A 23418-nucleotide genomic window follows, 5' to 3' on the forward strand; every position below is an offset into this window, starting at 1 on the left:
TTTATACAGCAACTACATTTTTCGCTGTATTGTAATATTACTATAGCACCCCATCATCTCTTTGTACATCAACTCCCGAAATATGTCACATTTTTATCATATTTTTGTTCACAAATTTAATATTTTTATTTTTTCATCATTGCATTTTTTGTTACATATACAGGAATTTCCTTGCAACTAAACTTTATTGACATAGTTATGGCAGAGTTTTTATGAATAACTATGTTAATTTATTGATATATGTAAACAAAATCAGACCGAAAGTTAACAATAATGAACTTTCGGTCTCATCATACTTTAACGTAATATCATTCCTACTCCGGCATAAATAATGACTGTGGCAAACACTGCTGTCATGTAAATTAATGAATAACCAAACATTTTATTTGCCCATTTATTCCCGTCCATTTGTCTATATCCTACTAAACTAATCCATAGCCAAATGCCGCCAAGCATTAGTGAAGAAAGCGTTAACCCCCAGCTTAACGGAACAAACAGAAAGCTCGTTAGCATGAGCAAAATTAAGTACACATTCGTTTGGATATATGTGCGTTTAACGCCCTTTACAACTGGAAGCATTGGGATTTTTGCTGCTGCATAATCATCCTTCTTACGGATGGCCAGTGCATAGAAATGCGGCATTTGCCAAATGATCATAATGATAAAGAGCGCCCAACATGCTGGGTGCCAGATCGTAGGTGCAACAGCCGCCCATCCAATTAACGGTGGAACCGCACCAGAAATACTCCCCACTTCAGTGTTCCAAATAGTTCTTCTCTTCGTCCACATCGTATATGGAACAACGTAGAAAAATACACCAAGGAATCCAAGAATTGCAGCTGTTAGTGTTGTTAAGGCTAAAAATCCAAGTCCGATAATCAGTAATAGTATTCCGACAATCAACAACGTGCGAAGATTAATTTCACCAGTAACAGATGGTCTCAATTTTGTACGGGACATCTTCGCATCAATATCATGATCATATATATTGTTGAATATTCCAGCTGCTCCGATGACTGCCGCCGAACCGATAAGAGCAAAAATCATATTCGGTATATTTTCAATAAAACTTAAATGATAAGTATAAAGGGCAAGCATTAAAGCGGCGAACATCGGAATTAAATTCGACTTGATGATTCCTGTTTTCACAGCTTTTTTCCACAATTCTATTTTTTTGTTTTGCATTTTATGTCATATTCCCCTTATCATTTCATAGACAAACTAATATATATCATACCATTTTTTCTTGTGAATCAACAATCGACAGTTTTTTACTATATTCGTCTGGTTTTTATGGCGACCCTACCATTAATAGTATCTATAAATGTTACTAGAAACAACCTTTCTGATTCTTTTAAGTATTAGTATTCCTTTCATCAATATATCGGCAAGATACTTTTAATAATGGTAAAACAACGATAAAAACAAATAAAATTCGAAACATTTGAAAGACCGTCACGATCGATACATCCGCTCCAATGGCACTGGCAAGTAGACTCATTTGATCCAGCCCTCCTGCCGCTGTACTTAATATACTTGTTGACAAGGAATATTTCATCATTTGTGTTAACATCCACCCTTGTACAAAAGTAAAGAGCAACAGGAATATGGCAGTTCCAATACCTAATAATAGAACCCGCTTCCCCAATTTTAGCATGTTAGGCTTTAGCAGCTGTCCTATATAAGCACCAATCATTAACTGTGCCATATTGAGAAAGAGGTTTGGGACTTCTGGCATTTCAATTGAAAACAATTGGAGACCAATCACGAATAATACGGGAGATAAAAAAGAAGAAACCGGAATTTTTATCTTCTTCCCTATCCTTGCAGCTACTATAGATCCGAGAATCAGTAGCAATAATGCCATCATTGAAGAGAAGGATAACATCGCTTCTTTCTTATCAGCTACTGCGTGGTCATGTAATATTAAGGGAATACCAATCACAATAGTGATTACACGAACAACATGAAAGTACGTGACAATGGCAATATCAATACCTTCTTCCTCTTCTGCAAAGGCCACAATTTGAGAAAGTCCTCCGGGAACCGTACATGTCAATGCGGTTTTTAATGAAAGCTCCCCCACTCTCACAAGTCCAAATGCTAATAGAACACTAAATATTATAATCATAATGTTCAATAACAACATGATTCCAATAAGCCAGCCCATGCCGGAAAAAACAGTTAATTGAAAGCTTTGGCCAATGGTAATTCCTACGATGATTAATCCGAAGTTGCGTAATGTTGATGGCCAATAGAGGTGTGTTTTGATAAAAAATTGACTGATTAACACTGTAAAAATCGGACCGAGTAACCAAGGAACGGGTAAATGCAAAATGTTAAAAAGGTATACGCCCAATAAACTGATAACTAATACAATGCCCATCGATTGAATTTTGTGCACATAGAAGTCCCCTTTTTCATTTTCTTTCTATAAATCTAACATAATTTAACAATGCTTAAAATCTGCTTGCCAATATGGAGGGCTGCAATAATCATAAATATTTGATTATTATTTCTATAGATGAAAAAAACGGGAGCCTGTAAATCTTGCTCCCGTAAACATATTACTCTTCATCCATTTCATCCATCATTTGATCAAAGGCTTCTGACACTTTATCGAATTCTTCATCGGATTCAATCACGTCGAAGTCTCCCTCATCATCCACTTTCAAGAAAAAGACTTCGATATCCTCTTCATTCTCTTCATGTAAATCATCTGTAAAGGCAACTGCGACATAATCTTGTCCATCTACTGTCAGCGTTGCAACAACTTCAACTTCCTCTTCTTGTTCGTCATCCCCGATGGTAAACACTTCGCCAACTTCGATTTTTTCCATTTGAGTTCCTCCATTCTTTGCGAGTTTTACGTACCGCAATAGGTAATATACGGTTCATCTGGATATTCAGGCAATGTACAGTATTCCTCTTGTTCCGCTGAATATGCATAAGGATTCGTGATAATCGATAGCAATTTTTTCATAACGGTGAAGTCTCCTCGCTCCACCGCTGCTTCGATTGCTTCTTCTACCCGGTGGTTTCGAGGAATCACAGAAGGGTTATGTTGCTTCATCATTTGCATAATATCTATAGAATTTTGGCGTTTTAAGCGAGCTTGATAACGTTGGTACCAATCTTGAAATTCTGGAGTTTGGAAAAATGGTTCTTCGAATTTTTGCAAAGTTAACGCTCTAAACGTATTTGTATAATCTTGTTTATATGTTTCCATTAATTGAAGTAAATCTTGTATGAGTGCTTCATCTTCCGCTTCTTCATTAAGGAGCCCTAATTTTTTACGCATACCGTCGAGATAATAAAATACGTAAAGGTCTGGGTAAGTTTCTATGGCTTCTTTTGCCAGTCTGACCGCCTTCTCTTTATTTTCATCAAGCAGCGGAATAAGTGCCTCGGCAAACCTTGCTAAGTTCCATCCTCCAATTTTGGGTTGATTTCCATAAGCATAGCGGCCGTAAGTATCAATCGAACTAAAAACTGTTTCAGGATGATAAAGATCCATAAAAGCGCATGGCCCGTAATCAATGGTCTCCCCGCTAACGGTCATGTTATCAGTATTCATCACACCATGGACAAAGCCGACGAGTTGCCACTTAGCAATAAGTGCTGCTTGCTTTTCGATGACTTCTTTTAATAATTGCAGATATGGATTCTTTTCTTTTGCAAGATGAGGATAATGTCTTTCAATAGTATAGTCGCAAAGAGCTTGTAAGTCTTCTTTTGAACCAAATTTTCGTGCAAATTCAAAAGTTCCAACGCGGATATGGCTTGAAGCCACTCTTGTTAAAATAGCACCTGGAAGCAGTTGTTCTCGAATGACCGTTTCCCCTGTTGTGATAACGGCTAAACTTCTCGTTGTAGGAATCCCAAGGGCATGCATCGCTTCACTAATAATGTACTCTCGAAGCATTGGTCCAAGAGCTGCTCGTCCATCACCGCCGCGGGAATATGGCGTTCTCCCCGAACCTTTTAGCTGTATATCAAAGCGCTGATTCTGAGTATTCACATGCTCTCCTAAAAGAATGGCTCGTCCATCGCCCAACATAGTGAAATAACCGAATTGATGCCCTGCATAAGCTTGAGCGAGCGGTTCCGCTCCTTCCGGTATTTTGTTACCCGCAAATGTAGCAACCCCTTCTTCTGTCTGCAGTGCATCACTATTCAAATTCAATTCTTCAGCAAGAGATTCATTGAAAACAACCAGCTTGGGAAATGCTACTGGTGTAGGGTTTAGTTGTGTATAGAAAATGGGTGGTAATGTTGCATAACTGTTATGGAAATTCCATCCAGGTTTTAATTGCATTTGAATCGTTCCTTTTTTCTTTTTTATTTTTGCAAGTAAGTGGCGGTTTATACTTTCTTCGCATTTAGGATATGTGATGAACAAATTCATGCGGTATCGAGCGAAGGTAGTTTGGCAATTAATCAAATACTTGCGACATGCGCCCATTTACTTGCAGCTTTCAATAAAATATTCGCATCTCTCATATTAATGCAATTTTGAATCCTTGATTATCCAATCGACTGCAGTCAATAAATTCGGAAAGGTTGCATCGGCTAAAGGTTCCTCGTCTCCAATAAAAACCGTCTTTGTACCTGCATTTTTCCCTGCTAGGATATCTGTATCCGTATCCCCCACCATGTAAGATTTGGGCAGGTCCACGTTATATTTTTCAGCCAAATCTTCAATCATTTTAGAACCTGGTTTGCGACAGGCACATCCAGCTTTCGGTTTATGTGGACAATAGACAACATCATGTATAATTGCCCCTTGTTTTTTCAATTCATTCACCATATGCTCATGAACCTTTTGAAGCTGGATTTCTCTCATAAATCCAAGCCCAACGCCTCCTTGGTTCGTCACCACGAAAATATAATCAAAATGTTCATTTAGTTTTCGAATAGCTTCCGGTACGCCCGGTAAAAAGTAAAGATCTTTTGGTTTATTTACGAATTTTACTCTCTCTGTAAGCACTTCATTAATAACGCCATCTCGATCTAAAAAGACCGCTGTTTTCATTTTGCCCTCCTCCTCTTGTTATTGTTTGCGGAGAGACTTAAATTCATTAAATGAATCTGAGCGATAAAATGAACTGAACTTTATTCAAACACTTGATAATTACTTGCGGTTTACCGCTAAATACTTGCATCATCACAAATTCATACAATGAAGAGCAATAAAATAACGCCACCCTATAATAATAAAAGCATGTATAAACATGCTTTAACCAACAAGCGCTTCCTTCAATTTGACCTCATAATATCTCATGCCTCGGAGTTCACCTTGATATTCTACTTTCCCTTCGGCAATTAATTGGCGCAAGCGGTACTCAAGCCATTCATAGCTCGTATGCTGCTGCATATGACCAAGCACTTCTCCAATTAATCTAGCAGCTTTAAGGAAATCCTTTTTCCCTTGCGTTTCATGAATCTCCTTCAATTTTTCAATGATGAACTCGTCATCCCGATTACTTTCAGCGCTCAAAATTTGCCCATTTTTATACGTTCGTAAAATCGACTCGGAAGTGAATAATTGTTCCCCTTCTTTTGCTAAAGAATGGCGCATTTCTACCGTCAATTCCTTCATTTTTACAAGTTCGTAACATGCACGCAACTGTTCAATATTTAATTCTCCCGTATGGCGAGGAAAATCTTCTTCTTTTCCTTTGTAAAGTTTGTGATAAGCTTCATACGTATTGATTTTATATACCGCATTTGTTTTTTCTTTCAATAAATAAAGCACTAGGCGTAATCCTGTTTGTTCACTTGCATTTGAAGAAGTCCAAATCACCACTCGCTGCTCAGGGTTAATCGATTGAATTTTTTCAAACGCTTCTTTCATTTTAAATTTGTACCACTCTGCATGCTCTGAATCCCACTGATAGTTTTCTTTAAACCATTGATAACGTTGTTCGAAACCTTCTGGGGTATGATAATGTTTCAATGGACCTTCTGCAAAATAATCCGGTAATTCGATGATTTCCTCTGTTTGTTGATCTTTAAAAGCGTGTTTCAAACCACCAGCTGCAGAAGCACCGAATACTATATGGATGGTTTCAGGATTTTTCATGTTCGGTGTTTTTTCTCTTTTAATAAGGGCGTTTTTCAAGGATTGCATAAATTCTGGGAAGTCTTCATCAATATGTTCAGAACGGATCATAATCAAATGTAATAAACTTTTGACTTCCTGCTCGCTGAGATTTGAAATTGCTTTTTTTAATTGATTGATATCCATTTTTTACTCCCCTTTCTGAATTTTTAGAAGGCAATTGAAGCAGCAATAATAATGAAAAGTAACGACCATGCGGAAATTTCATCGAATGCAATTGTTTGTGAAGTCGACGATGAGAAAAAATTTTAAAATAAAGCCCGATATTAGAGAGTGTTCATTTATTTACGATGACAAATGGAAAAAATTTCAAGATTAAAATTATTCCTTACTAAAACTTAATCCCGCTTCATCTAAAGCCTCTTTCATTTTCTGAAGCGCAGTTTTACCAATGCCATGAAGGGACATGATTTCTTTCTCCGTATATTTCGAAAGTTCTTCAACAGTTGTAATCCCCTGGCTTTCAAGTGCTCTTCTTGCCGGGGCGGAAAATCCAGCTAAGAAACCCTCTGTTGGTTTTCGTTCTGCTTCACAAGTTGGACAAGTGTTGCAATCACTGCTTTTATAATATCGATGACCCTTCTCACAAACTCTTAATGTTTTTTCCGAACGCTTCATCATCATTCCACCTTCCTACTCGACGTCCAAGTCGGTATCATCCGTTAATGAAGCTCGAATGAGGTAAAGTACAGGAATATGTGTATTCTCCTCAACCAATTCTTGAGGAGGTGATTGACTAGTACGGACACTTATCGAGCTCCCGTCATGTGCTTCAAAAAGTCCCATATACCCTAATACTACATCCTCTGTCAGAGGAACCTCATCACTGACAATCGAACTCCAAGATCCCACTTCTAAAGTTTCACCCGGTTTGGAAATATGGCTACTCGACATAGAATGACCTGTTTCATTGATAATTGCACTACGCAAATAATAGTGTTCCCACTCAAGATTTTCTAGAAAATAAACGAGAATTTCTCCTCTTCATTTTCAATGATTCCCTCGATGTCTCCAGCCTGCTCAACTAAATTTCCGTATTCATAACGTTCCACCCATACCCGCAATAATTTTTCCTTTTCCGCTTTGTATTCATAATGAAAAATCTTTCCCCCAACTGCTGCCATTAACCTGTTGCGTTCTTCATCGGATAAATTTTTTTGCTTAATCGTATTACTCTTAGTCTCTTGATTGTTACAAGCAGCTAATATTATAGTTGCTAATACTATAATGAACAAACGAAATTTCACTTTATCACCTTCATGTAAACTTTTAGTAATTATAGATTTTTACTGCCTACTATTTCAATCGAAAAAGCAATAAACTACTCCTAGGATGAAATTGTATGGGTTCTGGATTTTTAGGGATTTATTGTAAAATTAATAATAAGGGGGATAAATCAATGTGGAATTGGATTTCTTATATTGGAGGAGTTTTAATGGGTTTATCCGTTCTATTAATTGCTTTCGATATAGGAATCCTAATTCCAACTTTAGTATTTATTTTTGGGTGTTTAGTTGTAATTTTCAGGAATGATATACATAAAGAATTATCCCTCTTAAAGATATACGTATATAAATTGATAAGCAAAATATTTAACAAGTTGATTGTCATGTTTTATATTCGTTGTTATTATAATGTTAAGTTAGTTAGTTGAATAACTAAGATGGGGTGATGAAATGGCAAAACCTAATGGTATCAGTAAAAGTGAACTGATTAAATATGCGAAGGAATGTTTAGTGAATAAAGGGATTGAAAATTTCACCTTAAGAGCAGTGGCTGAGACGGCAGGTGTAACACAAGGCACAATTTACTACCATTTTAGAACGAAGGAACAATTGTTAATTGATATTGTTCAGGACATTTGTGACAACAGCTGGCGGGAAATAGCGGAGAATAAAGAAAATATGATGGAGCAAGCGATTGCATCAGCAAAAAGTCGTTGTTCATATGAATCGTTTTTCCATAAATTATTTATTTCATTGGTTGCTTCCAGTTTTAACAACGATGAGATAAGAAGTAAACTTGGCGAAATCATCCAGTTAGAAAATAAAACTCTGTCCGAGAAATTATCAAACTTGTGGATGGAATCACCAATAAAAGGCGTTTCTTTTGAAACATGGGGGATTTTATTAAATGCTGTAGTGGATGGATTGGCATTGCAAGCATTATTACAAAAAGACTTGCCTATTGATCAAATATACAAAGAACTCGAGCATTTCATTAATGGGCTTAGTCATTTGAAAGGTATGGAGGGGAAATAATGAAAAATTACTTCTTCACAGCTATGTGGGGGTTGGCAGTTTGGTTATTTGCCACATTATTTTTCAGATTTTTCGGTGAATATGTTCTCTTTAGCCCAAGTACGAGTAAGTTTTTGATTAGCACTATCCTATTATTAGTTGGAACTGCAGCTTTATTGTGGGGTGTAACTTATGTTTATCATATCTTTGATAAGACCAATAATGCACCATTAAAGTTTGGATTAATCGGTACTATGATTGGTTTAGTATTAGATACATTTTCGTTATCCTTTCATCATATCGTTTTTCCGAAATTAGATGATTCGCAAGTTATTGCATTTACTGCATGGATGTCTTTTGCGTATGCGTTATATTTATTGATTCCTCTCATGATAAATCATAAGGTAAGTGGAAAAGAAAGAATTCAAGTATAAGGCAAGTGCCGTTCTAGTATTCCATATGAATGGCCGTTTTCAAAATATCTAACTGGAAAAGGGGGTTTTTTCCCCCTTTGCATCCTAATAACCTTCTTCCATCAAATAAATATTTTCCCCTCTAAATAAACAACCGCTTCGCCGGATATTTGAATTTCATCTCCTACATCTTTACACAAAAGTTTTCCTCCACGGGAGGACAATTGCAACGCTGTGAACTCCCCTTTCTTTAAAACTCTTTTCCAATAAGGAACCAATGTGCAATGGGCGGAACCTGTCACCGGATCTTCATCTATTCCAGCCTTTGGTGCAAAAAATCGAGAAACGAAATCAACCTCTTTCCCCTTCGCAGTCACAATTACGCCGAAAGCATCTAATTTCTTTAATTCTTCCACATTGATATTTAGATTTCGAATCTCTTCTTCTGTATCAAACACCGCTAAATAGTCCCTAGCTACATACACCTCTTTCGGTCTTTTGCCTAAACCTTTCACAAGAGCTTCTGGAATTTCACAAGGCTGCCCTTCCCGAGATGGAAACGACATCGTTAACAAGGAACCATTCTTTGTCACGGTTAAGATACCGCTTTTTGTATGGAATTTTACTTGTGTCATGGACCGGTTAAGATATTGAAAAATGACAAATGCTGTTGCTAATGTAGCATGTCCACACAAATCGATTTCAGTTTTCGGTGTGAACCAACGTAACTCGTATTCTTCATTTTGTTGATGAACGACAAAAGCTGTTTCTGATAAATTATTTTCCGCCGCAATTTGTTGCATTATTTCATCTGAAAGCCAATTCTCAAGAGGAACGACCGCTGCTGGATTCCCTTTAAATGGTTCACTTGTAAATGCATCTATTTGATAAATAGGTATCGTTGGCATTTTAGACAATCCCCTTTCTTTTATAAAATTTGCCTTACTTGTTATAAGAGATAATAGTCAAAGCAGCGACAATAATAGCCATTCTTCATCCGATATTAGTCAAAGTCTGCAATATAATTGCCAACCGAAAAAAATCTACTCCCCCAAGGAACGATAATAGTCAAAGTCTAGAACTTTATAGTCAAATCTCAATGGATAATAGTCAAACTCCTCAATATATTTGCCGACCAAACAAAATCGGCTCTCGTAAGGAACTATAATAGTCAAAGGTTGGAACTTTATAGTCAAATCCCAAAAGATATTAGTCAAACACTTCAATATATTTGCCAACCGAATAAAATCGGTTCCCCCAAGGAACGATAATAGTCAAATGCTAGAACTTTATAGTCAAATCTCAAAGGATATTAGTCAAACTCCTCAATATATTTGCCAACCAAAAAAATTGGCTTCCGTAAGAAACGATAATAGTCAAATGCTAGAACTTTATAGTCAAATCCTAAAAGATAATAGTCAAACTCCTCAATATATTTACCGTTGAAAATGCACAAGATGAAAACTGAAAAACTCGCACCTTAGCGAAAGGTGCGAGTAAAATTAAATTAAATTAAATTATACGCGTACAGTCCATCCGAATGGATCTTCAATTCTTCCGTATTGGATGCCCGTTAACGTATCATAGAGCATTTGAGATACTTCGCCGATTTTTCCATCATTTATGATGATGCGATGGTCTAAATATTTTAATTCCCCTACTGGTGAAATCACCGCGGCAGTGCCTGTCCCAAATACTTCTTCGAGCGTTCCGTTTTGAGCAGCCTCCACTACTTCATCAATTGAAATGCGTCGTTCTTCTACTGGAATATTTTTAGATTGTAATACTTTAATCATCGAATCACGCGTAATACCAGGTAAGATGCTTCCTGTAAGCGCTGGCGTAATGACTTTACCATCAATTTTGAAGAAGATGTTCATACTCCCTACTTCTTCAATATAGCGTTTTTCAACACCGTCCAACCATAATGTTTGAGAGTAACCTTCTTTTTCAGCGTTAATTTGTCCAATTAAGGAGCTTGCATAGTTACCACCTGTTTTTACTTCACCTGTTCCACCCACTACTGCACGAACATATCGCTCTTCTACCATAATTTTTAATGGATTAATGCCTTCTTTATAATAAGAACCGCTTGGAGACAAGATAATCATAAACAAATAGTTTTTAGCAGGATGTACACCTAAAAACGGCTCAGTTGCAATGATGAATGGACGGATGTATAAAGAAGTTCCTGGTGCATCCGGTACCCAATCCCGGTCAATATCCACTAATTTTTTTAGCGCTTCTAATGCAAGATCTTCATCCACTGGTGGGATGACTAATCGTTCATTGGAATGATTTAATCGTCTAAAGTTTGCATCCGGGCGGAATAACTGAACTTCTCCATCTGGTGTACGATACGCTTTTAAACCTTCAAACACTGTTTGGCCATAATGGAATACCATACTGGATGGCTCTAGACAAATTTTTTGATAAGGTACAATGCGGGGGTCGTGCCATCCTTTCCCTTCTGTATAATCCATTATAAACATGTGATCAGTAAAATAATGTCCAAAGCCAAGTTCGTCCGGAGCTGGCTTTTCTTTCGGTTTGTCTGTTAATTCTACTGTTATTTCTGTCATAGTAAAGCCTCCAATATTTTGTTGAATATTCAGAAAAATTTTTCTGTTATTAAAATAGTATAATACTTTTTTTAACAATTGTTAAAAGAATATTTAGAAAAAACTAACTAAATTTTATATAGAAATGCTATTTGATGAACTATTTTTATAAAATAGTATTTTAACAGAGAATTTCTATTAATATTTCAGTTTCTTTATTCTTATAAAGTAAGACAAAATTATTTTCATATAAAACAAAGATGAAAACGCAAAAAAAATCCTGCGATTAAAGATATCGCAGGACAAATTTTGTACAATCAAACTATATTACTTGATTAAGATGTAATAAAACCTTTACTACGGATATATTCTTCAAATGCTTCTTTTCTCAATGGACGGCTATAAAAATAGCCTTGTCCAAAGATACAACCATCATTGCGAAGCGCTCTCACTTGCTCTTCAATTTCTATCCCTTCCGCAATTACTTTTAACCCAATTGTTTCTGCCAAATTAATAATTGCTCTTACAATGGCCTTACTCTCCTCATTTTTATGAATATCCTTAACGAATGAAGCATCTACCTTTAACGTGTCAATTGGAAGATGCTTAATATAGCTTAATGAGCTATATCCCGTGCCAAAATCATCCACCGAGATATGAATTCCAAGACTGCGAAGGCGTTTCAATATCGGAGTTATGCAATTTAAATCTGCAAAAATACTTTCCGTCACTTCCAACTCAAGCAATTTCGGATTAAATCCGGTCTCCTTCAACACTCGCTCTACCTGTTGAACGAATTTTGGATCTTGCAATTGACGAACCGAAACGTTGACAGATACAATTAACTGCCCGAAACCTTTTTCTTGCCACTCTTTTGCTTGTTTGCAGCTTTCATTTAAAATCCATTCCCCTAATGGAATAATTAAGCCTGTTTCTTCAGCAAGAGAAATAAATTTCCCTGGAGGAATTGTTCCTAAATCTGGATGATTCCATCGAACCAACGCTTCCATACCGACAATCTCATCACTATGAATATTGAATTTTGGTTGATATTCTAAAAAGAATTGATGTTCGTTTAATCCTTTTCGCATAGCATTCTCAATTATGCGTCGCTCTAAGGACATATTCTCCAATTTTTTATTGTAAACAGCATAATTGTTTTTACTGTTTTGTTTTACTTGAGTTAAAGCAGAATCTGCGTTTTTAATAAGCTCTTCCGGTGTTGTGCCATGTTCAGGATATGAAGCCACTCCAATACTGCAAGTCAATACATGGTCCTTTCCGTTTACAACAATGGGTTTTTGAAACTTCTCAATTATGTTATTCACTATGTTAATAGTATCTTGTTCGTCTTTAATATCACGCAACAGTACAATAAACTCATCACCGCCCATTCGAGCCACTAAATCGATCTCTCGAATCGATTCTCGAATGTTTTCAGCAGCTTTCACAATGACTAAATCCCCATTATCATGCCCAAGTTGTTCATTGATTAATTTAAAATTATCTAAGTCAATGAATAAGATAGAAAATTTTTTATTCGTTAATCGAACATCCATAACATACGATCGAAGCTCATTCATAAAAGTTGGACGATTAGGGAAATTTGTTAAACTATCGTGATAGGCTAAGCGATAAAGATTCTGCTCTACTTCTTTACGAACACTTATGTCGCTCATGACAATTAATACTAAATTGTTTAACGGATTTTCATCATCATGAATGATTTTAATCGTCGCTTCCACATCAATGTATCTTCCATCACCATGGAGCAATCGAAACTCCAACTTACGCGAAGATTTCCCTCTGGACATATTCAATAATTTTTGGATTTCCTTTTTTAACAGTTCTGAATCTTCCAAGTGAATTAAATTAAATAAATTTTGTTTTTCTAATGATTTTAAATCATAATGTAGTAGTATTTGGAATGTTAGAGAGACGTAATGAAAAGCACCATCTGCATCAACTAACGCTACAAAGTTGTCGGAATGTTCGGCGATTAACTCATATTTTTTGTAGCTTCGTTCTAGTTCTTCTTCCAATTCTTTTTCTTTCGTAATATCTGTTCGAATGGAGAGATATTTATATGGTTTTCCTTTCTCATTTAAAAAAGGAACAATAGTCGCATGGACCCAATAATAAGAGCCATCTTTCTTTTTATTTTTTATTTCGCCTCTCCATATGTTCCCCTTCCCTATTTCACTCCACATTTGTTTAAAAAATTCTTTTGAATGAAAACCAGAATTGATGACACGGTGAGTCTTCCCTATTAATTCTTCTCGAGAATATTGGGCAATTTCACAAAATAATTCATTGACATATGTAATTCTTCCTTGTGCATCCGTAATAGCGACAATAGAGGATTTATCTAATGCATATTTCAGTTCTTTTAATTCTTTCAATTCTTCAGCCAAACTTTGTATGTCAATTTGCTGTTCAACATTGAACGAAACATTTGTTTTATCATCCATAAATCATTAATGCTCCTTTACAGAAAACGAAAAATATCCAAAAAATACCATTTTTCTATTATCCATACTTAAGCGCTCTTGGAAATAACACTAATTTTTTACTATTTTTATAATATCATATTAACAAAAAGCAATAATTAAGGTTAAAAAGTAATAATTAAAATGAATAATTTTTATAAATTTGTTGAAATTATGTCATAATTTCTCTAATTTTATTTGCAGAGCATATTTTATTGGATTTCCACCTTATAGTAACGTAAAAATTAACAAAAGGTGAATGTTGAATAAATTTATTGAAAGAAGATGAACTAGCTTTTCTGTGCGAGATAAAACGAAAATGCTTAGATATATACTATTGTTTGTGAGGAGAAAAAATTCAATAAATTGATAGGAATTTTCGTTTCTGGGAGAAAACACATCTTGCATATGAGAATGAAATTGACTTGGGGGAAGAATAGCTTGTATTTCATTACAAGAGAGAAAATGGCTTAAAAAAAGCTGAACCGCAAACCGCTAACGGTCTTTACGGACAGCCTTTTAGAAAAGAGAGGTTATGAGGTTAAAGTTGTAGCTATAATTTGTGTAAAGTCGGAAAAATTATTCCTTTGATGAAAGCAACTTCATTAGGCTTTTTATGTCTTCTTGCAAGGATTTCACTTCATCTTCAAGCCGATCAATTTTTTCATGCAATGGTTGTAATTCTCCATCTAACATATTTTTTAGACGTTCTGCTTTTTCATTTTGTTCCATAAACTATTCCTCCAAACAGTTTGCTGAACTTAAAGATGTATTCCGTTTACATCTTTATTGTATAACATCTTTTCTATAAAAATAGGATTTTACGAAAATCGTCATGTGATTGTCATTTTTCGATCAAATAAAAAAACGCTTAAGGAAATTCCTTAAACGCCCGCCCCGAATATCAAACTGTATATGAAGCCGTAAATGACACAAACAATTGTTGCAATAATAATGAAGACACCTAAATAATATAAAATATTGATTAAGATCTGCTCAAATCCATAACCCATGGGATAATAACCCATTTCCTTCCCTCCGTTGCAGAAGATTCGTTCACTTTTGATATATGCAAAAACGGTTGAACTGTTACTTCTAGAGGAATTCTGTATTCATCGAAGAAAACTGTAAACCACCTGTTTGCTTCTTCAAATTGCGGCTCTTCACTCAATCGGATTCAACTTGATTTCTTCATCGATTTTTTCTAATAACTCTTTTGCGTTGTCTGCTGAAATTGGCTCGCCATTAACAAGGGCATAATAATGACCGTCGCAAATTTCACAATAGGAATTACACCCTGTATCTTCCACTATTACATCTTCTCTCTGTTCCAACTCATCGTATACATCTGGATGGCAATAAGCCTTGTTCGATACACAAAATTCAACTCTATGTTTGAAAGGTTCACTTTTTCGACCGAATAATTTTTTGAACATGTGCGCACTCCTTCACTATGTAAACCGTTAATTAATTATATTATACTATGTTCTACTCTTTTCATCGTGAATAAACTTTGACAAACCAACTAAAAGGATGTACACCTTTTCACCTCTTCGATATACTAAAAAACACCTTATAAAGATGGGAGAATAATGATGAACGAAACAGAATATGATCGCTTCCTCCATATTGAAACTTGTGGATCGAATAACGGTATCTATCAATCCATTCATTATAATCGCTATGAACCCACTCCTTATTCTGCCTTAGAAGAATTGCTAAAAAATTATCAAATCAACGAGAACGACTCCATTGTCGATTTTGGCTGTGGATTAGGGAGATTAAGCATTTTCCTCCACTACAAAACAAATGCGTCTGTCTTGGGTATCGACATGAACGAGCAATTCATAAAAGAAGCAATGAAAAACCGAGAACGATATTGCAAGAAGTTTAAAAAAAAGGAAGATAAAATCCAGTTTCTCCGCTGTTTCGCTCAAGATTACCCAATTCAACCGACAGAAAATAAATTTTATTTTTTCAACCCTTTTTCCTTGCAGATATTTATGAAAGTGCTACATCATATCATGCTCTCAATCGAAGAGAAAAAGCGACCTGTGGACGTAATTTTATACTATCCATCAAATGACTACATCGATTATATAAATCATTACACTCCTTTTGAAAAAGTAATGGAAATTCCCATTCCTACATTGCACGAAAAAAATTGGCAAGAACGTTTTATTATTTATCGATTAAACTAGGAGCCATTGTTTTAATGGCTTTTTTTCATTATTTTTTGCCGTTCTTTTAAGATAAATCCCCCAAAAATGACCGTGCATCCGACAATGGAAATAATTAGTGCGAAGGCTGTCCATTTTGAAAAATAAACGCCAAATAGCAATAAAAATATCCCCATCCATATAAATATGTTCATATTTTGATTCTCCCTTTTATAATAATGTTCTATCAAGTTAATTACACTTTCCCCATTGTATGAGAGAACCTTACTAGATATGCTTCACATGCTTTGAATATGTTTTTAAAATGTAGGACAACTTAATAAGGATGGGAATAATTTATATTGTTATATTACAATAATAAAAATTGATATAATAATCAGAAATTTGTTAATTAATTAAAAATTATAACTTTTTGATTCTTCAACACTTCAACGCGAAAAAGTGCTATACTTTATTCGATTTTATTTTTAAGTAATAAAAATCACCAATAAATAAATTATTATATCAAAATAGGATGGAATGAGCTATGAAAAATCAATTATTTCGAAAATTATCTTTAAGCGAATTATTGAATCAAAAAGGCACATCACAGTTTAATAAAACAATGAATTCATTTGATTTAATCGCTCTTGGTGTTGGAGCAGTTGTCGGAACAGGGATTTTCATTTTACCAGGTACTGTAGCTGCTGTTCATGCAGGTCCTGCCATCGTTTTCTCATTTATTTTGGCAGCAATTGTATGCGCTTTTTCAGCCTTATGTTATTCGGAATTGTCTTCATCGATTCCAGTAGCTGGTAGTGCCTATACATATTCCTATGTGATCTTTGGCGAGCTAATCGCTTGGATAATCGGATGGAGTCTTTTGCTTGAGTATGGTTTAGCTGTTGCAGCAGTGGCAACTGGTTGGTCTGCTTACTTTCAATCTCTTGTTGAAGGATTTGGCATTCACGTACCGCAAGCATTATCAGGTCCATTCAGTCCAGCAAACGGAACATATATCAATTTACCAGCCATTATAATTATTTTACTTTTAGCTTCCTTCCTATCATTAGGAATGAAAGAGTCTAACCGATTAAATAAAATCATGGTTTTCATTAAACTAGGGATTATTTTACTCTTTATTCTTGTTGGAATGTTTTATGTGAAGCCTGACAACTGGCAACCATTTATGCCATTTGGTTTTGGTGGGATTTTATCAGGAGCGGCACTAGTAATCTTTGCTTATTTAGGTTTTGATGCGGTATCTTCCGCTGCTGAAGAGGTAAAAAATCCACAGCGAAACATGCCAATTGGAATTATCGGAACGCTCGTGATTTGTACAATTTTATATGTAGCCGTTTCCCTTGTGTTAACAGGGATGGTTCCATATACAGAATTGAATGTAGGAAATCCTGTTGCTTATGCGATGGAAATGAAAAATCTTGATTGGGTATTTGGTGTTATTTCGCTCGGAGCAGTCATTAGTATGATGACGGTGATTTTCGTTATGCTTTACGGAGGTACTCGCTTAGTGTACTCCTTTGCTCGTGACGGAATGCTTCCAAAAGTGTTATCAGAAATTCACCCTCGCCGTAAAATCCCGTTAAAAAATACATGGATTTATGCAATATTTGTATCTTTATTCGCTGGTTTTATTCCGATTGATAAGTTGGCAGAACTTGTGAATATCGGTACATTGATTGCTTTTGCTGCTGTATCGATTGGCGTTATCTTTATTAGAAAAATGAAAATTGATGGATTAAAAGAAGGATTTAAAGTACCATTGTTCCCAATTGTGCCAATTCTTTCTTGCCTCCTTTGTATTTTCATGATCGTCCAATTATCTACATTCACAATGTTTACTTGTCTTATCTGGATGATTATTGGTTTATTAGTGTATTTTGTGTATGGAAGGACGCATAGTGTATTGAATAAAAAATAGAATCAAAAAGCTTGTTGCCATGAGTGCAACAAGCTTTTTTTCGCTTGAGCATCATTTTAAAACAATAAGCTTTTTCTTTCCTTCATAATTAATAAAAGTTCTCTATTTGAGTCAACACCTTTGCGACGAAGATATGTTTCCCGCCGGAGTAATGTTCGGTAAAAGAAAAATTATTATCAAAAAGTAAGGGTGTCTGGAAAGTTTTCGCTTTCTAGACACCCTCTTCTTCCCCCACTAATTAGCTTGCAGGGTTCACTTCTAATTCTGCTTTTATTTTAATGTCTTTTCCTACCAATACGCCACCTGTTTCAAGGGCAGCGTTCCATGTAAGCCCGAATTCTTCACGGTTGATTTTTGCTTCCGCTTCGAATCCGTAAACTTCCACGCCCCAAGGGTTTTTCCCTTTACCATTGTACTCCACTTCGAATGTGACTGGTTTTGTTACATCTTTAATTGTTAAATCCCCTGTCACTTCAAATTCGTTATCATCTGTTTTCGTAATCACTTTGGATTGGAACGTAATTGTTGGATATTTTTCCGCATCAAAAAAGTCTGCAGATTTTAAATGATTATCGCGATCTTCTGATTTTGTATTAATGCTCGCAACATCAAAGGTAAATGCAATTGTAGCAGTTGTCAGATCCGTTAAATCTTCCGCTTCAATTTCAGCCGTATAAGAATCAAAATGCCCTCTCACCTTTGACACCATCATATGCTTTACTTCAAAACTAATTTCTGAGTGTGATTTATCAACAACCCACTTCGCCATTTTCATACCTCCCATATTATCCTATTTTGAATTCAAGATATATATGAATATTTATTTCGAATTAATTTATTTTGAATTCGAGATAAATATATCATGCACTTATTTTTTTGTCAATCCTTCCATTTATGAATCTCATGTTTTATTTCATATATTCCCTCTTCTTTACGAAAAAAACATTTAATCTACATTTTGAATCATAGATTGAATTTTCCTTTTTATGAAAAATTTCAATATATTTTTTGTTGACCAATTGTTCCAAAGGTGTTAGTATCTTTTAGTATTGGAACTGAATAGGTGTAGCGATGAATGCTGTGGGTAAAACTACACGCAGGAGCAGCTTCTGGAGAGACCACGTTTTGTGGCGCCGAAGGATTCACAATCTCAGGCAAAAGGACAGAAGAATGATAAACCTTATTATTCTTTTGTGTTTGAGATTGGGAAGCCAATCTCTTTTTTTATTACATCAATTGAGGTGAAACAAATGAGTGAACGTAGAAAAGCAATTGTAAGTGTCATTGGAAAAGATCAAGTTGGCATTATCGCAAAAGTAACGACTGTGATTGCAGATCGAAACATCAACATTTTGGATATCAGCCAAACGATTTTACAAGATTTCTTCACAATGATGATGGTGATTGATGTGACCGATTTACCTAATCTTGAAACTCTACAACAAGAACTTAATGAACTTGGTCAATCAATTGGCGTTGTCATTACTGTACAACTTGAAGAAATTTTCCAAGCAATGCATCGTGTGTGAAAGGACGTGCAAATATGAATTTTGAAATTCAAGAAATGATGGAAACCATCCGAATGGTTCGAACTGAAAACTTGGATATCCGTACAGTTACGATGGGGATTAATCTCAGAGACTGTGCAAATTCCGATTTCGATAAAATGAATCAAAAAATTTATGATAAAATCACTCACTACGCAAAAGATTTAAAGACAACAGCTGAAAAAGTGGAGAAAGAATACGGCATCCCTATTATTAATAAACGTATTGCCGTGACCCCAATTGCAGATCTTCTAGGCAATGCAACAAAAGATCAAGCAGTGGAACTTGCCAAAACATTAGACCGTGCTGCTGTAACCCTCGGTATTGACTTTATCGGTGGATTTTCGGCCCTCGTGCATAAAGGAATTGCGAAGGGAGACCAAGTATTATTTGATGCCCTACCAGAAGCTCTAGCAGTCACGGAGCGAGTTTGTGCATCCGTTTCTGTTGGAACAACAAAAGCCGGCATCAATATGGATGCAGTTCGTCAATTAGGTGAAATCATTAAAGAAACAGCAGAGCTTACAAAAGATAAATCGGGTCTCGGCTGTGCAAAGCTTGTTGTGTTCTGCAACCCTGTAGAAGATAATCCGTTTATGGCAGGAGCTTTCCTCGGATCCGGTGAAGGAGAAGTTGTGTTGAATGTCGGAGTTTCCGGACCAGGAGTTGTGTTGAATGCACTAAAGCGTTATCCAGATGCGGACTTAGGTGAAGTGGCAGATATTATTAAGAAAACCGCATTTAAAATTACCCGCGCTGGTGAATTAATTGGCCGAGAAGTAGCAAAACGCTTAGGGGTCCCATTCGGCATTATGGATTTGTCACTGGCACCAACAAATGCGATGAACGACAGTGTTGCTGAAATCTTAGAAGAAATTGGTTTGGAACGTGTTGGTACACACGGCACAATCGCCGCCCTTGCATTAATGAACGATGCAGTGAAAAAAGGCGGAGCGATGGCTTCTTCCTATGTGGGTGGATTAAGCGGTGCCTTCATCCCAGTTAGTGAAGATAACGGTATGATTCGTGGTATTGAAGAAGGTGCTCTAAGCTTATCAAAGTTAGAAGCGATGACATGCGTATGTTCAGTAGGGCTTGATATGATTGCCATTACGGGAGACGCACCTGCTAGTACCATTTCTGCAATGATTGCAGATGAAGCGGCTATTGGTATGATTAATAAAAAGACAACAGCCGTTCGCGTCATCCCTGTCCCTGGTGCAAAAGAAGGCGAAATGGTGGAATTTGGCGGCCTGCTTGGACGAGCACCTGTGATGGGAGTAAATCCATTTAGCTCTGAAAAAATCATTCGCCGAGGTGGACGCATTCCAGCTCCACTACAAGCGTTGGGGAATTAATTGATATAAGTGATAGAGCGAATGTAGAAAGTGATGAAGAGATCAGCTTTCTCATTCGCCCTTTTACTTGGCTATTATGAAATTAATCGATTGACTATTATGTTTACAGGTTTGGCTATTATCCCTTGATGATTGACTATTATTGTCATGACTTTGGCTATTATCACATGCCCCGAAAGCCATTTTTTGTCGATTGGCCATTATATACGCAAGTTTGACTATTATCTTTTGGAGCTTGACTATTATCAGCTCGATTCTGACTATTATCTCTCTTTTCAAGTGTAGATTTTTTTCGATTGACTATTATGTTCACAAATTTGGCCATTATCTCTTGATGATTGACTATTATTGTCATGACTTTGACTATTATCACATGACCCGATATCCTTTTTTGGTTGATTGCCAATTTCACTCTTAGTGGATATCTTGTAATACTAAAGATGAAATGGGCGCGCCAAAATAATAAACTATCCTGCCAAAGTGCTTCCAAGACAGGATAGCATATCCTCCTTTCAGATACATTAACTTCTATCCTCAATGTAAATCCACCAAAAAAGCAAACTTTTCAGAAAGCCAATCCAATACCCACAGCTACTATACAACATTAAAACGTCTTACGACTTACTTCTTTATATAATCCTTCCAAGCTGTGAGTCCCCCATCTAATACAACTACATCATAATCATGTTTGGATAGAATGTTTGCACATTTTGTTGCAGAATTGCCTGTTGTGCAAGTGACAATGATTTCGCCTTTCTCAGGTAAAGCTGATATGTTTTTATCTTGATTATTTTCTAACTCGAAAATCTCTGTTTTATGGATATTAAGTGATTGGATGTTTTCCCCTTCAATATGGAAGGTATTATATTTCTCTTGATCTCGAACATCTAAAATCGTGAGTTGCTCACCTTGCTGCATTCTTTGGAACAATTCTTCTGGTGAAATTTTTTTCAATACCATCTTAAAATCCTCCTATGAAATTATAGTGGTGGTTCCTCTACTCCTAGATTAATCCAATCTTCTTTCGGCGGCCCATAAACGCCAAACGGTTTTAGCCCTGCTTGTCTCATTAGTACTGTTGCTTGTCCACGATGATGAATAATGTGTTTAATAAGCCCCATTAATATTTGGGCATTTGTTTCTTCTCTTCCAAAAGCAATTTGCACTTCTTTCAGTGATTCATCTGTCCATTGTTCTTGAATGACTTTCGCTGCACGAGCGCTCACTTCTTTAAAAGTATCCGCAATTTCCTTCGCCGAATCAGGAACTTTATCTGCATTTTCGACTAATTCTATTCTCAAACCAAAATGCACTAAATATTCCGGAATATTAGTTGTAAAATGCCAAACAATTCTTCCGAGCGTACGCCCTTCCGGATAAACTTTTTGTTTTAGAGACTCATCGGTTAGCCCTTCCAAAACCTTTTGCGTTAAGTTCGCCTCCCAATTCCATTCTCTTATAAAATCTTTAATTGTTACATACATAAAAAATTGCCTCCATTCTTTTGAAAAGATAGATAAGAACATTCGTTCTAATATTGTACCCGTATCCAAATAAAATATCAATTTTTTCCACGTTTTTGTTTTTGGAATATTGAGACCATAAGACTACATGAAGATATAAAAAACCCTTAAGCAATCATGTTTGCTTAAGGGATAGACAATCCTATTCTTTTTTCTGCTTAATATTTGGAAGCGGTTGGGAGTTGTAAATTCTTGAATATGGTGGAACGGATTGAGTTAACCAAATGTTACCGCCAATGACGGAATCATGTCCGATTTTCGTATCTCCACCTAGAATTGTTGCTCCCGCGTAAATCACTACATTATCCCCAATGTCTGGGTGACGTTTAATTCCTTTAATCGGGTTTCCATTTTCATCTAACGGGAAGCTTTTTGCCCCAATCGTTACACCTTGATAGATTTTAACATTTTTACCAATTGTGCTTGTTTCTCCAATCACCACACCTGTTCCGTGGTCAATGAAGAAGTACTCGCCAATTTTTGCTCCTGGATGAATATCAATACCTGTTAAACTATGAGCATGCTCTGACATAATTCTTGGGATAATTGGAACACCTGCTTGGTATAATTCGTGAGCTATCCTATGTATCGTAATGGCTGTAATGGATGGATAGCTGAATAAAATTTCTTCTAATGATAAAGCTGCAGGGTCTCCATTGTAAGCCGCTTGAATATCCGTTTGTAGAATTTCACGAATTTCAGGTAATTTGTTGAGTAAATCCACAACGATTTCTTCTGCTCTTACTTCCGGTTGGCTTTCTCCATTATTTTTGAGCACTTTCGAAATGATATCTTTTAAATCTAGTGCAGTTGATCTTAATAGATTCCCAATGTTTGTCTCAATGCGCAATTCGTCTTTAAAGGTGTCGCAAAAACAAGGGTATAACACTTTACGGAAGTTCTTCAAAATTTTAATAATCTTTTCTTGCCCTTCAAAGCCGATAGATTGTTCAATTGGAAAGTGTTGTTTATGAACATCGAGCAATGAATTGGCGATGTTTGGTACACCATTGTTTAACCATTCATCTAATTTCAATGAATCCACCACCCTATTTTTTTTCG

At 36.0% G+C, this 23418-nt stretch carries 26 protein-coding genes and 1 riboswitch; of the genes, 6 read left to right on the forward strand and 20 right to left on the reverse strand.

What is annotated here, in order from left to right; genetic code table 11:
* Window positions 1-297: 297 nt before the first annotated feature.
* From cyoE to HF990_RS01640, 9 genes are all read right to left on the reverse strand, one after another.
* Window positions 298-1185, reverse strand: coding sequence for a heme o synthase (gene cyoE / locus HF990_RS01600; RefSeq protein ID WP_096550244.1), 888 nt, complete (start codon window positions 1183-1185; stop codon window positions 298-300).
* Window positions 1186-1354: 169 nt separating this feature from the next.
* A complete protein-coding gene (locus HF990_RS01605; protein ID WP_168411839.1) occupies window positions 1355-2404 on the reverse strand; it encodes an AbrB family transcriptional regulator in 1050 nt (349 codons plus the stop codon).
* 163 nt (window positions 2405-2567) lie between these two features.
* Window positions 2568-2840 carry a DUF1292 domain-containing protein gene (locus tag HF990_RS01610; protein ID WP_016837368.1) on the reverse strand — a complete coding sequence of 91 codons (273 nt, stop codon included), beginning with the start codon at window positions 2838-2840 and terminating at the stop codon, window positions 2568-2570.
* Between the two features lie 26 nt (window positions 2841-2866).
* Window positions 2867-4318 carry a protein adenylyltransferase SelO gene (locus HF990_RS01615; RefSeq protein WP_184656207.1) on the reverse strand — a complete coding sequence of 484 codons (1452 nt, stop codon included), beginning with the start codon at window positions 4316-4318 and terminating at the stop codon, window positions 2867-2869.
* Between the two features lie 186 nt (window positions 4319-4504).
* A complete protein-coding gene (locus HF990_RS01620; RefSeq protein WP_168411841.1) occupies window positions 4505-5035 on the reverse strand; it encodes a D-glycero-alpha-D-manno-heptose-1,7-bisphosphate 7-phosphatase in 531 nt (176 codons plus the stop codon).
* 204 nt (window positions 5036-5239) lie between these two features.
* Entirely contained in the window at window positions 5240-6250 is a 1011-nt protein-coding gene (locus HF990_RS01625; RefSeq protein ID WP_016837371.1) for a DUF1835 domain-containing protein, read from the reverse strand.
* A 195-nt stretch (window positions 6251-6445) separates the two neighbouring features.
* Window positions 6446-6742 carry an RNA polymerase alpha subunit C-terminal domain-containing protein gene (locus tag HF990_RS01630; RefSeq protein WP_016837372.1) on the reverse strand — a complete coding sequence of 99 codons (297 nt, stop codon included), beginning with the start codon at window positions 6740-6742 and terminating at the stop codon, window positions 6446-6448.
* A gap of 15 nt (window positions 6743-6757) precedes the next feature.
* Window positions 6758-7018, reverse strand: a complete 261-nt coding sequence (locus tag HF990_RS01635) for a hypothetical protein (protein ID WP_168411842.1) — start codon at window positions 7016-7018, stop codon at window positions 6758-6760.
* 62 nt (window positions 7019-7080) lie between these two features.
* Complete coding sequence (locus HF990_RS01640) at window positions 7081-7371, reverse strand: hypothetical protein (protein WP_168411844.1); 291 nt, start codon at window positions 7369-7371, stop codon at window positions 7081-7083.
* A gap of 429 nt (window positions 7372-7800) precedes the next feature.
* Here HF990_RS01640 and HF990_RS01645 point away from each other — a divergent pair, with 429 nt between their 5' ends.
* Window positions 7801-8385, forward strand: coding sequence for a TetR/AcrR family transcriptional regulator (locus HF990_RS01645; protein WP_016837375.1), 585 nt, complete (start codon window positions 7801-7803; stop codon window positions 8383-8385).
* On the forward strand, window positions 8385-8798 hold the full coding sequence (locus HF990_RS01650; RefSeq protein WP_168411846.1) for a DUF5367 family protein: 414 nt from the start codon (window positions 8385-8387) through the stop codon (window positions 8796-8798). Before HF990_RS01645 ends, HF990_RS01650 begins: the two co-directional genes overlap by 1 nt.
* Before the next feature lie 101 nt (window positions 8799-8899).
* Here the strand turns inward: HF990_RS01650 and HF990_RS01655 are convergent, their stop codons facing one another.
* The 6 genes from HF990_RS01655 to HF990_RS01680 form a co-directional block, all read right to left on the reverse strand.
* Window positions 8900-9685 (reverse strand): PhzF family phenazine biosynthesis protein, encoded by a 786-nt coding sequence (locus tag HF990_RS01655; RefSeq protein WP_168411848.1) that lies wholly within the window; start codon window positions 9683-9685, stop codon window positions 8900-8902.
* A 609-nt stretch (window positions 9686-10294) separates the two neighbouring features.
* The gene (locus tag HF990_RS01660) at window positions 10295-11359 is read right to left on the reverse strand and encodes a branched-chain amino acid aminotransferase (RefSeq protein WP_168411850.1); all 1065 of its coding nucleotides are present in this window, start codon (window positions 11357-11359) and stop codon (window positions 10295-10297) included.
* Between the two features lie 314 nt (window positions 11360-11673).
* The gene (locus HF990_RS01665) at window positions 11674-13809 is read right to left on the reverse strand and encodes a bifunctional diguanylate cyclase/phosphodiesterase (protein WP_016837379.1); all 2136 of its coding nucleotides are present in this window, start codon (window positions 13807-13809) and stop codon (window positions 11674-11676) included.
* 597 nt (window positions 13810-14406) lie between these two features.
* Window positions 14407-14559 carry a hypothetical protein gene (locus HF990_RS01670; protein ID WP_016837380.1) on the reverse strand — a complete coding sequence of 51 codons (153 nt, stop codon included), beginning with the start codon at window positions 14557-14559 and terminating at the stop codon, window positions 14407-14409.
* A gap of 152 nt (window positions 14560-14711) precedes the next feature.
* Window positions 14712-14855, reverse strand: a complete 144-nt coding sequence (locus HF990_RS01675; RefSeq protein ID WP_016837381.1) for a hypothetical protein — start codon at window positions 14853-14855, stop codon at window positions 14712-14714.
* A 135-nt stretch (window positions 14856-14990) separates the two neighbouring features.
* Window positions 14991-15263, reverse strand: coding sequence for a YuzB family protein (locus HF990_RS01680; protein WP_016837382.1), 273 nt, complete (start codon window positions 15261-15263; stop codon window positions 14991-14993).
* 159 nt (window positions 15264-15422) lie between these two features.
* Here HF990_RS01680 and HF990_RS01685 point away from each other — a divergent pair, with 159 nt between their 5' ends.
* Complete coding sequence (locus tag HF990_RS01685) at window positions 15423-16028, forward strand: class I SAM-dependent methyltransferase (RefSeq protein ID WP_016837383.1); 606 nt, start codon at window positions 15423-15425, stop codon at window positions 16026-16028.
* A gap of 11 nt (window positions 16029-16039) precedes the next feature.
* Here the strand turns inward: HF990_RS01685 and HF990_RS01690 are convergent, their stop codons facing one another.
* Window positions 16040-16201: a hypothetical protein gene (locus HF990_RS01690; protein WP_157782643.1), complete on the reverse strand. Its 162-nt coding sequence runs from the start codon at window positions 16199-16201 to the stop codon at window positions 16040-16042.
* Window positions 16202-16533: 332 nt separating this feature from the next.
* Here HF990_RS01690 and HF990_RS01695 point away from each other — a divergent pair, with 332 nt between their 5' ends.
* Window positions 16534-17928 carry an amino acid permease gene (locus HF990_RS01695; RefSeq protein WP_016837385.1) on the forward strand — a complete coding sequence of 465 codons (1395 nt, stop codon included), beginning with the start codon at window positions 16534-16536 and terminating at the stop codon, window positions 17926-17928.
* A gap of 238 nt (window positions 17929-18166) precedes the next feature.
* Here HF990_RS01695 and HF990_RS01700 read toward each other — a convergent pair whose 3' ends face one another.
* Window positions 18167-18697, reverse strand: a complete 531-nt coding sequence (locus tag HF990_RS01700) for a YceI family protein (protein WP_016837386.1) — start codon at window positions 18695-18697, stop codon at window positions 18167-18169.
* Between the two features lie 330 nt (window positions 18698-19027).
* Window positions 19028-19104, forward strand: a riboswitch (glycine riboswitch).
* A 74-nt stretch (window positions 19105-19178) separates the two neighbouring features.
* Between HF990_RS01700 and HF990_RS01705 the strand changes: the two genes are divergently transcribed.
* The gene (locus HF990_RS01705) at window positions 19179-19457 is read left to right on the forward strand and encodes an ACT domain-containing protein (protein ID WP_026018995.1); all 279 of its coding nucleotides are present in this window, start codon (window positions 19179-19181) and stop codon (window positions 19455-19457) included.
* Between the two features lie 14 nt (window positions 19458-19471).
* On the forward strand, window positions 19472-20833 hold the full coding sequence (locus tag HF990_RS01710; protein ID WP_016837388.1) for a PFL family protein: 1362 nt from the start codon (window positions 19472-19474) through the stop codon (window positions 20831-20833).
* 621 nt (window positions 20834-21454) lie between these two features.
* Here the strand turns inward: HF990_RS01710 and HF990_RS01715 are convergent.
* From HF990_RS01715 to epsC, 3 genes are all read right to left on the reverse strand, one after another.
* Window positions 21455-21793: a rhodanese-like domain-containing protein gene (locus HF990_RS01715; protein ID WP_016837390.1), complete on the reverse strand. Its 339-nt coding sequence runs from the start codon at window positions 21791-21793 to the stop codon at window positions 21455-21457.
* A gap of 20 nt (window positions 21794-21813) precedes the next feature.
* Window positions 21814-22317, reverse strand: a complete 504-nt coding sequence (locus HF990_RS01720; RefSeq protein ID WP_168411851.1) for a DinB family protein — start codon at window positions 22315-22317, stop codon at window positions 21814-21816.
* Between the two features lie 181 nt (window positions 22318-22498).
* Window positions 22499-23392, reverse strand: coding sequence for a serine O-acetyltransferase EpsC (gene epsC, locus HF990_RS01725; RefSeq protein WP_016837392.1), 894 nt, complete (start codon window positions 23390-23392; stop codon window positions 22499-22501).
* Between the last annotated feature and the right edge of the window lie 26 nt (window positions 23393-23418).

The organism is Ureibacillus thermosphaericus, assembly GCF_012396605.1.
Classification (GTDB): domain Bacteria; phylum Bacillota; class Bacilli; order Bacillales_A; family Planococcaceae; genus Ureibacillus; species Ureibacillus thermosphaericus.